Origin of the sequence: Pseudomonas putida (genome assembly GCA_041071465.1) — a bacterium.
GTDB classification, from domain to species: Bacteria; Pseudomonadota; Gammaproteobacteria; order Pseudomonadales; family Pseudomonadaceae; genus Aquipseudomonas; species Aquipseudomonas putida_P.
In genome coordinates, this window is record CP163498.1 from 5944846 (window position 1) to 5959871 (window position 15026).

Sequence of the window (15026 nt, forward strand, 5' to 3'; positions counted from 1 at the left end):
TTTCAGTGCGCTTGGTGCGCGTCTACCTACAAGTCGAACGAGAACGAAAATCGATAACCCTGCTGACAAAAAAACAAGGACAGGCTTCAGGCCGCCTCGACACGCGTCCAGTAGCGGCTGAAGCGACGAATACGCACAGGTAACGTGGTGGTGAGGTTTTCCAGGACACTGTCGATATCGCTCAAATGAAACGCCCCGGACAACCGCAAATCATTGACGGCCGCATCACAGCCCAGGTACCCAGGGCGATACCGCTGCAGCTCGCTGACAACATCGGCAAGGCGCCAGTCATCCACGACCAACATTTCACGGGCCCAGGCGTCTGCCATGGCCGCAGCCGGTGTCAGGGCACCGATCTCTTCCAGGCGAAATGCCAATTGCTGGCCTGCGCCTACCCGCACCACCGCCGCGCCACGTGCGCTGCGAACTTCCACGGCATGTTCCAGCACGCAAACCCGGCTGGTCTCGCTGTCGCAGCGCACCGTAAAGCGTGTTCCTAGCGCGCGGACACTGCCCTGCCTGGTGTGCACGATGAACGGGCGAGACAATGCATCCGGCACGGTTTGCACCAGGATTTCACCCTTGAGCAATTCAAGTGCGCGAATGTCGGCGGTATAGCGAACGTTGACAGCCGTGTCGGTGTTCAACTGCAGTTGGCTGCCGTCGTCCAGTTGCAATGAACGGCGCTTGCCAACGCCAGTGCTCAAGTCAGCCATCAAGCTGGCAACGCCACCTTCGCGCAATGCCAGCCCACCTGCCGCGCCCGCCATCAGCAGCACCGACAGTACTTTGAGCACCTCACGCCGTTTGGCCCTGGCACTGTTCAACATGGGCCGCGCGATACCCGGCGCAACCTGCTGCAGCGTGCCCTGCAAACGCCCCAGGCGCTCCCAGGCCTGCTGGTGCCGCGGGTCACTCAGCAGCCAGCGCCGATGTGCCGCTCGCGTGGCCTCGTCAGCCTCGCAGCGCAGCTCGACGTACCAGCGTGCGGCAGCCTCCAGCGTGTTGCGATCCAAGGGGTCTGCACCTGTCACCGGTCACGCCTCAGCCAGCAGCAGGCAATGGGTCAGCGCCCGCACTGCATGCTTTTTGACGGTGGTAAGCGACACATTCAGGCGCCTTGCGATTTCCACATAGCTCAAGCCATCGAGCTGGGCCATCAGGAAGATTTCGCGAGTGCGTGTGCCCAGGCCGTCGAGCAGGCGATCGATCTCCATCAAGGTCTCGATGATCAGCAGGCGCGCCTCGGGCGAAACCTCTACCAGCTCGGGCCGTGTCGCCAGGGTTTCCAGGTAAGCCTGCTCCAGTGCCCGTCGCCGGAACATGTCAATCATCAGGCTGCGGGCCACGCTGCTCAAATAGGCCCGTGGCTGTCGCAGCTCAGCGGCCTTGCGCAGGGTCAGCACCCGGATGAAAGTGTCCTGGGCCAGGTCGGCGGCATGCTCCACACAACCGAGCTTGCCGCGCAGCCACCCGCACAGCCAGGAATGATGGTCCTCGTAAAGTGTGTGCACGGCTTTTTGCAGGGAAGGGTCAGCGCAGGGCATGGGTTGAACCGATCAGAACGTCTTTAATAATGACTCTCATTTAACCCGAGTCTTGCAGGGCTTAGCAATCGTATCTCGCCATCAGATAGTGTTGCCGTGTTCATCAGCCCTGGCCTACCATTGCGAAAAATTCTCATATGAGACCTTGTCGCATAGCGTAAGGATGCCCCGATGTCGCGTCTCGACCCCGCTTACAGCCAGCAGATTCACACATATTACACCAACCACCACGGCTGGATTCGCGGTTGGCTGCACAAGCGCCTGGGCAATGCCAGTGATGCCGCCGACCTGGCCCATGACGTGTTCGTGCGCCTGCTGAGCAAGCCGCAGCAATTCCAGACCGAGCAGCACGCGCGCGCCTACCTGAGCACCGTCACCCGCCATCTGTGCATCGATTTCTGGCGCCGTCAGCACCTGCAGCAGGCTTGGCTGGAGGCCTTGGCCGCCCTGCCCGAACCCTTGGCACCCAGCGAGGAAGAGCGTGCACTGGTGTTCGAGGCACTCGAGCAGGTGCAGCGAATGCTCGCGCGATTGCCGGACAAGGTCTGCCAGGCCTTTCTGCTGGCCCACGTACAGGGCCTGGGCTACCGGGAAATCGCCAGGCAGCTGCAGGTTTCCGAACGCAGCGTGACCAAGTACATGGCCCAGGCGATGTACCAGTGCCTGCTGCTGGAACTGGACCTGCCATGAACGCCAGCGAGCGCCCGGACCACGCCACCTTGCAGGCAGCCGCCAACTGGTATGCGCAGTTGCTTGCAGCCCCGCAAGACCTGCAATTGCAGTTGCGCTGGCAGAAATGGCTCGGGACTGCACACGCCAACCAGGTGGCATGGGACCATGTGCAACGCATCAGTCAGCGTTTCTCACCGCTGAAACTACAGGCCGACGCCTCACTGCAGGCACTGGGCAGCGTGCGCCGCACCGACCTCGACCGCCGTCGCGCAGTTGGACTGCTCGGTTTGCTGTGCGGCGGCAGCCTGCTGGCCTTGGCCGGCTGGCGCCTACCTGCCGCCAGGCGACAGCTGCAGGCACTCAGCGCCGACCAGCGCACCGGCACCGGCGAAGTGCGCAGCCTGCGCCTGCCGGACGGCGGCCAACTGTGGCTGAACAGTGCCACCGCATTGAACATCGACTACCGCGCCAACCTGCGCCGCCTGGAGCTGCTGGCCGGTGAAGTACTGGTAGAAACCGCCCATGACAGCCGGCCATTCGTGATCGACACCCGTTACGGCCGCCTGCAAGCGTTGGGCACCCGCTTCAGCGTCTGGCAACGCGACCAGGCCGCACGCCTGAGCGTGTTCGACGGTGCCGTGCGCCTTCACCCCGCAGATGGCGCAGGCAGCCTGGTGGTTGCGGCAGGATGGCAAGCGGATTTCGACCGCCATGGCGCACAACCGCCCCGTGCGGTGGACGAGTCGCGCCAGGCCTGGCGCGATGGCCGTCTGTTGGCCAACGACATCAGCCTTGGCGAGTTCAGCGAACAACTGCGTGCCTACCTGCCCGGTCATCTCGGTGTTGCTCCACAAGTGCAGGCGCTGCGGGTGATGGGCAACTTCCCAGCCAATGACCCGGAACGCACCCTGGCCATGCTCGAAAGCGCCCTGCCGATCAAGGTGCGCAAGACCTTGCCTTGGTGGTACAGCATCGAGCCACGCTGAACCCACCGTTTTTTTGCGCAGGGGTGTTCCGGTTTTACCCGGCTCGTTCGGATTAGCAGATGAACACCCAGCTTCATCTGCCCCCACAAGGAACACCCATGCCCCTGCTCCCGTTTACCTTGCGCCCTCTGCTGCTGGCTCTGCCGTTGCTGATCGCCACCCCGGTGATGGCCGACGACAGCCCGCGCCGCTACGACCTGCCATCCGGCCCGCTGGCCCAGCAGCTCAACCGCCTGGCCAGTGCGGCCGGTATCTACATTGTCGGCGATGGCGTGCTCAGCCAAGGCAAGGCCAGCGCACCGCTGCAAGGCGAATTCACCCCCGAACAGGCCCTGGAACGCATGTTGCTGGGCAGTGGCCTGATCGCCGTGCCCAGCGGCGAACGCCAGTATCGGCTGCAACCTGCGGCACAAGGTGCGGGCCTGCAACTGGCGCCCACCAGCGTCGATGCCTATCGCGACAGCGCCTACGGTGCCGTGAACGGCTACCTGGCCACCCGCGCCAGCAGCGCCAGCAAGACCGACAGCGCGCTGCTGGAAACCCCCGCCTCGGTGTCGGTGGTGACCCGTGACCGGATCAAGGCCCAAGGTGCACAGACCGTTACCGAAGCCTTGAGCTACACCGCTGGCGTGCACGCCAACGTCGCTGGCAACAACCCCACCGACAACACCTTGATGGTGCGTGGTTTCCAACAGATCAACAGCGATGCCTACACCGACGGCCTGCGCAACAACAACATTGGCTATTACGCGCCGGAGCCGTTTGGCCTGGAGCGCATCGAGGTACTCAAAGGGCCGGCGTCGGTTATCTACGGCCAGGGCGAGCCTGGCGGCATGATCAACCTGGTCTCGAAAAAACCATTGTTTGCCGCCCACCGTGAAGTCGGTCTGTCGCTCGGCAATCACGACCGCCAGCAACTGAGCCTGGATGTCGGCGACCTGCTCGACAGCCAGGGCACCCTGGCCTACCGCCTGGTGATGCTCGGCCGTGATGCCGACAACGAGATCGACGGTATCAAGGACGACCGCCAGTACGTCGCGCCCAGCCTGACCTGGGCACCGAATGAAGACACCAGCCTGACCCTGCTGGCGTCGTACCAGAAAAACACCAACCTGTTCACCTCGAACATGGCCTACTCCCTGTTCGACGGCTCCAACCCCAACGGCCGCGTACCCCGCCACCGCTCGCTGAACGAGCCGGGCTTCGACCGCGAGCAGTCAGAGATGAACAACCTGGGCTATGAGCTGAGCCATCGCATCAACGACACCTTCAGCTTCCGCCAGAACTTGCGCTACAGCCACATGCACGGCTATCAGGATCAACTGTTTCGCAACAGCGGTGTGATCAATGGCAACACCCTGGCCCGCTATTACGAGCTGCGCGATTACAACAGCGACAACTACACCCTGGACAACCAGCTGCTGGCCAATTTCAACACCGGCCCATTGCGCCATGACCTGTTGCTGGGTGCCGACTACCTGCGCGGCCACCGCAGCCAGGACGTGCAGCACGGCGACGCGCCATCGATCAACATCTACAACCCGGTGCGCGGTGTAACGATCGACACTTCCCGCTACACCTCACTGTTGTCCACCGCCCGCGACGACCGCCAGGTCGGGCTGTACCTGCAGGACCAATTGCACCTCGACAACTGGGTCGCCACCCTTGGCATGCGTCACGACTGGGCGCGCCAGGACAGCACCAATCGCATCAATGGCAGCCACCAGGTGATCACCGACGAGGCCACCACTGCCCGCGCGTCGTTCGGCTACAGCTTCGACATGGGCCTGTTCCCCTACGTGAGCTACAGCGAGTCGTTCAAACTGGCCAGTGGCAACAGTTTCGACGGTTCCCCGTTCGAACCGGAAACAGCCAAGCAATACGAAGTGGGCATTAAGTACCAACCGCCAGGCAGCGAAAACTACATCACCGTGGCAGCCTTCGACCTGCGCCGGCAGAACGTGGCCACGACCGATGTCGAGCACCCGGGCTTCAGCGTGCAGCAGGGGGAAGTGACCTCGCGCGGGGTGGAGCTGGAAGGCGTAGCCAAACCGCTGCCGGGGCTGAACCTGATCACCGCGTATACCTACAACGATGTCGAGGTAACCAAGGACAACCCGAACGCGCTGGGCGTCAGCAACAAGGGAAATGCACCGGTGCGGGTCCCACGTCATCTGGCCTCGCTGTGGGTCGACTACACCCTGCTGGGCGGGCCATTGGCCGGGCTTGGCGGCGGCCTTGGCGTGCGCTACACCGGCGCCACCTCTGGCGATGCGCAGAACACTTTCGAAGTGCCTGGCTACACCTTGGTCGATGCCATGCTGTCTTACGACTTCGGCAAGGCCAACAACGGCCTGCAGGGCTTGTCGGCGCAGCTCAATGTGAAAAACCTGACCGACAAGTACTACGTGGCCGGCTGCTTCGCCACCGTAGCCTGCCTGTTGGGAACGGGGCGCACCGTAACCGCCGACCTGACCTATCGCTGGTAGCTGGGTACGCCGCCGAACTTGCGGGAGCGGGCTTGCCCGCGAGAAGTGCGCGGCAGCCCCAACACAGGCACCTCATGCCTTCGACAGTTCGCCAATCTTTTCCAGCCGCGCCCGCACAATGTTACGGCTGATGTTCAGCAAGCGCCCCGTCTGCAACTGGTTGCCGTGGCAGTATCGATACGCCGCCCTGAACACTGTCTCCTCGATATGCTCATACAGGTTCGGCACATTCTGCTCGAACAACGCCAGCAACGCACTTTCCAGGTCAGGTGGTGCCGCGCTGGCTGTCGGCAAGTAGGCATGTGCAACCGGCGCCGCTACCTGTGGCCGCATATCGACCAGGTGCAGGTCCGCCGGTGCCACCACCTGATACCGGCACACCAGCAACGCATGGTGAATGGCGTTTTCCAGCTCGCGGATGTTGCCCGGCCAGCTATGCGCCAGCAATTTGCGTTCGGCATCCGGGCTCAACGAGGCACGCTCGTACCCCAGGCGTCGGCAATGCTCCTCGATGAAGAATTCCGCGAGCGGCAGGATGTCCCCGGTCGCTCTCGCAGCGGCGGCAAGCGAATCGTGGCGACATGCAGGCGGTAGAACAGGTCTTCACGAAAATGCCCCGCCACCACTGCATCAGCCAGGTTCACGTTGGTCGCTGCCACCAGCCGCACGTTGATCGGGATCGGCGTGCGTGAGCCCAGGCGCACCACTTCACGCTCCTGCAGCACCCGCAACAACTTCACCTGCATGTTCAGCGGCAAGTCGCCAATTTCATCGAGGAACAGCGTGCCGCCGTTGGCTGCTTCGAACCAGCCGGCCTTGTTGCTGGTGGCGCCGGTGAACGCGCCTTTTTCGTGGCCGAACAGCTCGCTTTCCACCAGGGTTTCGGCAAAGGCACCGCAGTTAACCGCCACGAATGGCTCACGCCCGCGGCGGCTTAGGTGGTGGATGTGACGGGCGACCAGCTCTTTGCCGGTGCCGGTTTCGCCGATGATCAGGGTGTTGGCCTCGCTGGGCGCCAGGCGCTCGATGCGGCTGAGCAGCTCCTGGGAGCGCGGGTCCTTGAACACGAGCACGGTGGCACGTACCGACTTGGTCAGCTCGCGGGCATTGGGGTGGGTGATCAGCGACATAGGGGCATTCCTGGCAGTTGACGCGCAGGCCAATAGTGCATGAAACAAATTAGATCAAAAAATTATTAATTAATATTTATATATTCGAATTGGAAATATTCGATTTTTCAGCAGCCCATTGCTGCCACAGCAGCAACCCGCCAGCACTCGCCTGCCCGCCGGCCAGCAGGCCCGGCCCGCCGCACGCAGCCTAACCCTGGCTGAAAGCCCCACCACGCATGGTCTGCAGCCAATTTTCGAAGGGCTGGCATGCATTTCGCTCCTGGCCTGTAGAACCTTTGCCTGGAGCTGCACATGAACAATCCCTGGCGTCATGCCCTTGCTCTGTTGGGCGGCCTGTTCCTCAGCCTGGCTGCGCTGGCAGCCGAGCCACCGGCGGCGGTGCGCATTGCCATCGTCGCCTTCACCCAGGGCGGGGCGCCGGTGTTCGGCGGCATCCCCGGCCGGGTGATCGAGGAAGGCTGGCTGGAACAGCAACTGGCCGCCCGCGGCGTGAAACTGCAATGGACCGCCCTGCCCCATGCCGGCGCCGGGCCACAGATCAACGAAGGCTTCAGCAACGACAGCCTGGACTTTGCCGTGCGTGGCGACCTGCCTTCGGTCATCGCCGGGGCTGGCCAGGTGCCGGGCAAGCTGGTGGTGCCGGGCGGTAGCGGCAACAACATCTACCTGGTGGTGCCGAGCAATTCCACTGTGCGCAGCATCCAGGACCTCAAGGGCAAACGCCTGGCCCTGCACCGTGGTCGCCCGTGGGAGTTCGCCTTCAGCAACTTCCTCGAAAGCCAAGGCCTGAAACTGAGTGATTTCAAGATCGCCAACCTCAACCCGCAAGTGGGCGCCGCTGCGGTTTCCGCCGGCAAGGTCGATGCCGCCGTGTTGCTCAACGAAGCCTATGCCCTGGAAGACAAAGGCGTGGCGCGCATTCTCTGGTCGACCAAGCAAGGCGCCAATGATTGGCGGCTGGTCTCGGACCTGTGGGGCACCGACCGCTTCGTGCAGCAGCACGCCGACCTGACGCAACTGGTGGCCACCGCCTGGGTGCGCGCGGCCTGGTGGATTTCCCAGGAACAGAACCGCGACGCCTACTACGCGCTGTCATCGCGCGCGGGGGTCAGTGAAAGCGTGCTACGCCGTGACGACCAGGACGACCCCGTGGCCTGGCAAGCGCGCTGGGCGCCAAAAAGCGATGCGCAGCTTAAAACCCATTACGACGCCCTGGGCCAGTACGCACTGGCCAACCGGCTGATTCGCACGCCCTACGACATTACCAGCGACCTGGCCACGGGCTTTACCCGCCAGGCCTTGATCGACTTGCAACTGACCCATTACTGGCCGTCCCTCGACGCCCAGATCAGCCAACAACCTTGAGAGCCTTTCCCATGAAACTGCCTGCTTCGCTCGTCTTCGGCCTCAGCGCCCTGGCCCTGTCCATCGGCGCCATGGCCGCCGAAACCTACGCGCCAAAACCTGACCCGCAACAGGGCGATGGCCGCGTGTCGGCCTTCTACACCTGGACCAAGGCCATCCCCGCCACGCCCGGCAAACTGCTGCGCAGCGAACCGCTCGAGCAGGCGCTGAGCCTGCCCAATGCGGCCAGCGCACAACGCATCCTGTACACCTCGCTGGACGGTATCGACGGCAAGACGCCAATCGTGGTTTCTGGTGCGCTGTTCATCCCCAAAGGCAAGGCACCCGCGGGCGGTTGGCCGGTCGCCAGCTGGGGCCATGGCACCGTTGGCGTGGCGGATATCTGCGCGCCGTCCTGGGCCGGGCGCAGCTACCGCGACGTGCAATACCTCAACCGCTGGCTGGATGAAGGCTATGCCATCGTCGCCACCGACTACCAGGGCCTGGGTGTACCGGGCGGCCACCCATTGCTGAACAACCGCATGGCCGCTTACGGCATTCTCGATGCGGCCAAGGCCGTGGTCGCCGGCGTACCGGGGCTGGCCGACAAGGTGTTGATCATTGGCCAGTCGCAAGGGGGGGCCGGGGCCTTTGCCGCCGGGGCCTATGCGGCAACCTCTGCGCCCAAGCTGGGCGTCAAGGGCAGTATCGGCACAGGGGTGATCTACACCGTGGGTTCGAAAAATGTCGGCGAACAGGACCAGAACAAGGTCGACCCGGCCCTGGCCTACGGCTTCTACACGCTGCTTGCCGCGCAGCAGTATGACCCGAGCATCGACCCGCGCGACTTCTACACCGACAAGGCCCTGCCACTGTTCGAGCAGGCGCGCACCAGTTGCCTGTCAGCACTGGTCAGCGACGTGGTCGGCACCGGCCTGACCCCGGCCAATGCCAAGAAGGACTACCAGGGCGACAAGCTCAAGCCCTGGCTGGCGCAGGTGTCGTACCCGACCTTGAAGCTGGCCCAGCCGATCTTCATCGGCACCGGCGCCGAGGACAAGACCCCCGCCGCCGCCACCCAGGTAGCGCTGATGCAGGACGCCTGCAAGGCAGGCTCGGTGGTGCAGGGCCACCTGTACAAAGGCCTGGGCCACAGTGAAACGGTGAATGCCTCGTTGAAGGACTCCATCCCCTTCGCCCGCCAGGTCATCAGCGGCCAACCGGTCACCCCTAATTGCAGCCCAAGCGTCCAGTAAGGAGGCCAGCCCATGAGCATCGAATTCTTCACCCGCCTGCCCCTGCATGGCGAAACCCAGTTCCTTCCCGGCGACCCGCGCAACCGCGGCGACTGGCATGCGGGCGGGCCCAGCACCGGTGCAGTGTCGGGGTTTGCCGTGGGTGATCACTTCACCTACATCGACTACCTCGGCCAAATCGCCCGCGCCGCTGAAATAAACGGTTTTGGCGGCGCGCTGATGGTCAATGCCCCCACCGGCGAAGAGCCGTGGACGGTGTGCTCGCTGCTGGCCCGTGAAACCCGCACGCTGAAATTCGTCACCGCCTTCCAGCCCTATCACTACACCCCATGGGTGGCCGTACAGCAGGCCGCGACCTACCAACGCGCCACTGGCAATCGCCTGGTATGGAACATCATCAATGGCGGTTCGGATGCCATCCAGCGCCAGGTCGGTGACTTCGAAGACCATGACCAGCGCTACGCCCGCGCCACCGAGTTCATGGACGTGGTGCGCGGCTATTGGCACAACGAGCAGTTCCACTACCAAGGCACCTACTACCGCGCCGAGGGCGGTGGCCTGCGCGGCCCGCTGAAAAAAGCCGAGCTGCCGCTGATCTGCACGGCAGGTTCGTCGGTGGCAGCGCGCGAATTCGCGGCCAAGCACGCCGACTTCTACCTGATGCGCGCCGAGCACCCGGACGAGATTGCCGCGCTGATCGCCGATATCCGCGCCCGCGCGCTGAAGTGGGGCCGCACCGATATTCGCTTTGGCCTGTCCATCGACGTGATCGCTCGCGATACCGAAGAGGCGGCACTGGCCGAGGCCAAGCGCTTCTTCGACGAAGGCGTGGCCAAGGGCACGGTCAAGGCTCGCGCTGCCCATGCGGGCCTGCGCACGGCACGCAAACTGAGCTATGAGCACGACTACAACGACAAGGACGAGCAACAGGCCTTCGACGACTTCTTCATCCACCCCAATGTGTGGACCGGCTTCGGCTACATCGGCATCCCGCCCGGCTGCGCGCTGGTAGGCAGCTACGCCAACGTAGTGGCGCGCATCCGCGAGTACCACGGCATAGGCATCGATCTGTTCTTCCTGGCCGGCTACCCGCACCTGGAAGAAGCCTACCGCATCGGCGAGCACATCCTGCCGCACTTTCGTGACCAGCGCGCAGCCCTTGCCCGCCCTGTAGCCGAACCCGTGCAACTGCACGCCAGCAACGGAGCCTGACGCCATGGCCAGGGACGGTTACCCACTGAGCCGGCGCAGTTTCCTTGGCCACGCCGGCGTGCTGGCCGGCGGGTTGCTGGCCGGCTGCGGCCCCGCCGACGGCCCAACCCATGCCGTGGCCGACCAGCCACGCCATGGCGGGCGCCTGCGCCTGGGCATCATCGACGGCAACCAGAGCGGCAACCTCGACGCCCACAAGCCCATCGGCAGCGGCATCGTGCGTGGCTTTGCCCTGTACAGCAAGCTGTGGGAATGGGACGAGCAGATGCAGCCGCGCCTGGCCCTGGCCGAGTTCGCCGAGCCCAATGCCGATGCCAGCAGCTGGACCTTGCGCCTGAAGCCGGGGCTGGAGTTCCACCACGGCAAGACCATCGACGCCGACGACCTGATCTTCTCCATCCGCCGCCTCACCGACCCGCAGCTGGCCTCGCCCTACGCGGCGCTGCTGCACTGGGTGGACCGCGACAACCTGGTCAAGCTGGACGACCGTACCGTACGCCTGGGCTTTCGCGAAGGGCGCAGCTACCTGCCGCTGCCGGAGACCTGGGTCAACTTCGGCGGCATCGTGCCGGTGGACTACCACCCAGTCACCAACCCGGTCGGCGCCGGGCCTTACAAACTGAAAAGCTTCACCCCAGGTCAGCGCTCACTGTTCACCCGCTTCGACAACTACTACAAACCCGGCAAGCCTTATGCCGATGAACTGGAGATCATCGACTTCAAGGACCAGACCGGCCGCCTGGCGGCATTGCGGGCCGGGCAGATCGACATGGCCAACGTCATGTCCACCGAACACCTGCAGGTGCTGCAAGCCGACCCACGGCTGCGCCTGCTGAAGTCGGTGAGCGGCAACTGGCTGTCGTTCGACATGAACACCGCCAAGGCGCCGTTCGACGACCCGCGCGTGCGCGAGGCATTCCGCCTGCTGGCCGACCGTGACGAGCTGGTGCGCCGTGCGCTCAATGGCCAAGGCCGGGTGGCCAACGACCTGTATGCACCGTTCGACCCCACCTTCGACCACAGCATCGGCCCACGCCCTCATGACCCGCAGCGCGCAGCCCAGTTGCTGCGCGAAGCCGGCCATGAACAGTTGCAGGTGGAGTTGGTGACCACGCCAGGGCCAGGGCTGGCTTCGGCCCTGGTGCTGGCCGAGCAGGCCCGGCGTATCGGTGTGACCCTCAATGTGCGCCAGGTCGACCTGGCCACCTTCCAAGGGCCGCAGCGCGATGACTGGACCTTGAGTACCGGTGGCAGCATCGGTGCGCCGTTCCTGGCCAGCGCGATTCACACCGATGCGCCATTCGCCGTGGCCAACAAGACCCACTTCAACGACCCCGAATTCAGTCAGGCCTTTCTCGCCGCCATGGCCCAGCCAGACCTGGAGAAGCGCAAGAACCTGGTGCACCAGGCGCAACGCATTCAATACGAACGCGGCGGCATGTTGATCTGGGGCTTTGCCGACCTGCTCGACAGTGTCAGCACCCGCGTGGGTGGCGCGCAGGCAGAGCAGTCGCTGTTCAGTACCTGGCGGTTCGAGAGCCTGTGGCTGAAAACCTGACCCTGTTACTACGCGGTCTGCCTTTTGTAGGAGCGGCCTTGTGTCGCGATAGGGCCGCAAGGCGGCCCCAGGATTTCAGCGTCGATACATAGATTGCCGGGGCCGCTTTGCGGCCCTATCGCGACACAAGGCCGCTCGTACAGGGACCGCGTGTACCCAATACCAACCGCAGGCGCGGCTGCGCCCTCGTTTCTCCCACATTCCTACTCTTGAACGAGGCCCAGCCAATGCCCCGCGTTACCTTGCTGCACCCAAAATTCCAGCCTAGCGCCCTGGCGCTGGCCATCCTGGCCACCAGCACACCCATGGCCTTCGCCGAAGACACCCAACTGCAAACCGTCACCGTGCAGGCCGAACAAACCGACGACGACGCCCTGCCCACCCGTCCGCCCGCTTCGATCTATGGCGGCCTGGAAGCCAAGGTGCTGGACACCCCGCGCTCAGTCACCCAGATCAACGCCGAACAACTGGCCAACGACCCGATCCGCAGCTCCGACGACCTGGTCAAATACGCCCCCGGCATCACCCGCGGCGGTGGCCAGAACGCCGGTATCGCCCCGCAGATGCGCGGGCAGAACACCGAGGTGTTCCAGGACGGCCAGCGCGCCTACGGTGTACGTCACCCGGCCAATTTCAACGCCTACGAAGGCGCCGACATCGTCGCCGGCCCATCGTCGGTCACCTACGGCTCGGTCAGCGGCAGTGGCGGCTACGTCAATTACCTGAGCAAGAAGCCCGATTTCAACCGCTTTCGTACCAAGCTCAGCGGTGAGATCGGCAGCTGGATCCCCGATGGCGAGTCCCGCGATGCCACCAAGTTCAGCATCGACAACACCGGCCCGCTGAGCGACAACCTGGCCTACCGGGTAAGCATTACCCGCCAGCGTCAGGAAGACTTCTACGACAACGTCGAGAACAACTTCGACGCTTTCTACGGCGCCCTCGCCTGGCGCAATGACAACCTGCGGGTGGACTGGAACGCCGCCTACGACGACTACTACGACTACAACATCACCCACGGCTGGAACCGCGCCAGCCAGGGCCTGGTCGACCACGGCAAGTACTACGCCGGCCGCGCCACGCCGATCATTCAGAATGGCAATACCTTGTGGTCGCCGGTGCTGTCCTCTGGCGCCGCCGATGCCCAAGTCCTCGGTTGGGTACAACGCCAGCGCAATGCCCAGGGCCAGTACGCGGTGGTCAACGGCAGTTTCCAGGGCGCCTCGCCCAACACCCAGGCCAACCCCGGCAGCCTGCGTGGTTGGGTCTGACGACCCCTCGCTTGCAGGTAACGGCCTGACTTCGCTGTCATCGCAGACCGGCCAGCGCGCGCAAGACGAAAACCGCTCGCGGCGCTTCACCACGCAACTGCGCGTCGAAGGCGACCTGACCTCGTCGATCACCCTGGCCAACAGCACCTTCTACCAACACTCCACCGACACCACCGACGCCGTGGGCGCGTTCCAGGTGCAGGGCAAGGACGACATCTTCGACAACCGCTTCGAGTTCCGCGCGCGCGGCCAGTGGCAGTTGGGCGACCTGACCCTGATCGACGACAGCAATACCGGGCTTATCTACCGCCGCGAGCGCAACGAGTCAATCGCCGCCAACAACAGCTTCGGCAGTACCATCAACGCGTATGACCTGACCCTCGCCCCCACCTTGAAGAACCCCGGCGACCTGCTCGGCCTGAGCGGCCGCAACCCAGCTGGCGGCAACGCTGCCTGGATCGGCCAACCCGGTGTGCCGCAATTCTCCAGCTATTACGGCTGGCTCAACCTGCCCGCCATGTACCCGGCAGGGCACGGCCTGTATGCCGAATCGGTGGCGCCGTACACCGCAGACAGCACCTGGACCACCAAGACCCTGTTCAGCCAGCACAACCTGCGCCTGGGCGAGCGTGTAGGCCTGAACGTCGGCGCCAGCCGCAGCTGGATAGACGCACGCATCGAAAACCCATTCGTGCTGCCCGGCGGCAACCCGCGCAAGGACGCGAACAACTACCGGTTGTTTTCGGTGCAGGTCAGCCCCTATTTCAAACCCACGGACAACAGCACACTGTATTACACCTTCGATCGCTCGCTGGCGGTGAACACCGGCTTCTTCACCAACGGCCTGGGCTGGGGCAGTGGCAGCGGGGCCAACCAGCTCAACCCGCTGGCCTTCGAGAGCCTGAGCGTGTTGCATGAGGTGGGCTTGAAGGTGGAGGCAGTGCCCGACCAGCTGTTCCTGACCCTGGCGGCCTACCGGCAAGCCCGCGACCAGTCGCCGGACAGCAACAACAACATTGCCCGGCTGATCGTCAAAGGCTGGGAAGCAACCCTGCGCTACCAGGACCAGCACCTGCGCGGCGGCCTCAACCTCAGCCGCATCAGTGCCTACAACGAGTTCACCAGCCAAGCGGGGTTTGCCTCGGCGGGGTTCATCCCCGACAACGGCACCGTATTCGGCGACAACAACAGCCTCAACCAGCGCCCGTCCGGCAAGTTCGATGCCGTGCAGATCCCCGAATACAACGCCGGCGGCTATGTCGACTACCGCTTCGATTCGGGGTTTGGCGTCGAGCTTTCTGGCTGGTGGACCAGCAGTTGGTACCTGAACCTGAGCAAGACGGTGAAAGTGCCGGACGAATACAACCTCGACCTTGCCGTGTACTACCGCCAGCCCCAGTGGGGCGTAACGGTGCGCATGCTCAACGTCACCGACGAGCTGAATTTCGTCAGTGGCCTGGCAGGTTCCACCAACACTTTCCTGCAACCGATGCCGGGCCGCACGCTGCTGGCCCAGGTCGATTACCAGTTCTGATCACCCTCAACCTGAAAGGCCTCA

The 15026-nt window shown here is 63.9% G+C and carries 9 protein-coding genes and 2 pseudogenes; 8 read left to right on the forward strand and 3 right to left on the reverse strand.

Translation table 11 applies throughout. The features are described from left to right. Positions 1-86: 86 nt before the first annotated feature. Both AB5975_27245 and AB5975_27250 read right to left on the reverse strand, forming a co-directional pair. Positions 87-1034, reverse strand: coding sequence for a FecR domain-containing protein (locus tag AB5975_27245; protein XDR20101.1), 948 nt, complete (start codon positions 1032-1034; stop codon positions 87-89). 3 nt (positions 1035-1037) lie between these two features. Next, positions 1038-1547: a sigma-70 family RNA polymerase sigma factor gene (locus AB5975_27250; protein XDR20102.1), complete on the reverse strand. Its 510-nt coding sequence runs from the start codon at positions 1545-1547 to the stop codon at positions 1038-1040. 171 nt (positions 1548-1718) lie between these two features. Between AB5975_27250 and AB5975_27255 the strand changes: the two genes are divergently transcribed. From AB5975_27255 to AB5975_27265, 3 genes are all read left to right on the forward strand, one after another. Then, positions 1719-2237, forward strand: a complete 519-nt coding sequence (locus tag AB5975_27255) for a sigma-70 family RNA polymerase sigma factor (protein ID XDR20103.1) — start codon at positions 1719-1721, stop codon at positions 2235-2237. Then, positions 2234-3205, forward strand: a complete 972-nt coding sequence (locus tag AB5975_27260) for a FecR domain-containing protein (GenBank protein ID XDR20104.1) — start codon at positions 2234-2236, stop codon at positions 3203-3205. The genes AB5975_27255 and AB5975_27260 overlap by 4 nt, the downstream gene beginning before the upstream one ends. 98 nt (positions 3206-3303) lie before the next feature. After that, positions 3304-5694, forward strand: a complete 2391-nt coding sequence (locus AB5975_27265; GenBank protein ID XDR20105.1) for a TonB-dependent siderophore receptor — start codon at positions 3304-3306, stop codon at positions 5692-5694. 72 nt (positions 5695-5766) lie between these two features. Here the strand turns inward: AB5975_27265 and AB5975_27270 are convergent. After that, a pseudogene (locus AB5975_27270) lies at positions 5767-6824 on the reverse strand (sigma-54 interaction domain-containing protein). A 294-nt stretch (positions 6825-7118) separates the two neighbouring features. On the opposite strand from AB5975_27270, the gene AB5975_27275 reads away from it, so the two are divergent. From AB5975_27275 to AB5975_27295, 5 genes and pseudogenes are all read left to right on the forward strand, one after another. Further along, positions 7119-8192 carry an ABC transporter substrate-binding protein gene (locus AB5975_27275; GenBank protein ID XDR20106.1) on the forward strand — a complete coding sequence of 358 codons (1074 nt, stop codon included), beginning with the start codon at positions 7119-7121 and terminating at the stop codon, positions 8190-8192. A gap of 11 nt (positions 8193-8203) precedes the next feature. Continuing rightward, on the forward strand, positions 8204-9427 hold the full coding sequence (locus tag AB5975_27280) for a lipase family protein (protein ID XDR20107.1): 1224 nt from the start codon (positions 8204-8206) through the stop codon (positions 9425-9427). 12 nt (positions 9428-9439) lie between these two features. Beyond that, on the forward strand, positions 9440-10639 hold the full coding sequence (locus AB5975_27285; protein ID XDR20108.1) for an LLM class flavin-dependent oxidoreductase: 1200 nt from the start codon (positions 9440-9442) through the stop codon (positions 10637-10639). A 4-nt stretch (positions 10640-10643) separates the two neighbouring features. After that, entirely contained in the window at positions 10644-12197 is a 1554-nt protein-coding gene (locus AB5975_27290; protein ID XDR20109.1) for an ABC transporter substrate-binding protein, read from the forward strand. Positions 12198-12424: 227 nt separating this feature from the next. After that, positions 12425-15002: pseudogene (locus AB5975_27295) on the forward strand (TonB-dependent receptor). The last annotated feature ends 24 nt before the right edge of the window (positions 15003-15026 follow it).